General features: G+C 65.5%; 1 pseudogene. It reads right to left on the bottom strand.

The features are described 5' to 3' along the window. Positions 1–391, bottom strand: a pseudogene (locus HX873_RS30705) (microcin ABC transporter ATP-binding protein); the annotation flags it as partial.

The raw sequence follows: 391 nt of genomic DNA, 5'->3' as shown, positions 1-391 counted from the left end.
CCACAATCCCCAACGTCTCGCCTTCACGCAATTGCAGCTGAACCGCATCCAACGCCTGAGTCGTACGCCGCCCCCACCAACCGCTGCGGCTGCGGAACACCTTGCCCAGCGCTTCGGCCTTCAGCACCACAGGGCCAGCCACCTGCGTACGTGGCACCAGCGGTTGCGCCGACACCGCCGCCAACAACTGCCGGGTGTAATCTTCCCGGGGCACACGCAACACCGCCGGGGCCGTGCCCTGCTCCACCACCCGGCCCTTTTCCAGCACCAGCACCCGGTCGGCAATCGCCTCGACCACGGCAAAGTCGTGGGTGATAAACAACAGTGCCATGCCCTTGTCCTGCTGGATCTTGCGCAGCAGGTCGAGAATCTGCGCCTGGGTGGTCACGTC

It is taken from the genome of Pseudomonas sp. P7758, from assembly GCF_013386485.1.
GTDB lineage: Bacteria > Pseudomonadota > Gammaproteobacteria > Pseudomonadales > Pseudomonadaceae > Aquipseudomonas.
This window is presented reverse-complemented; position numbering and strand designations above follow the sequence as displayed.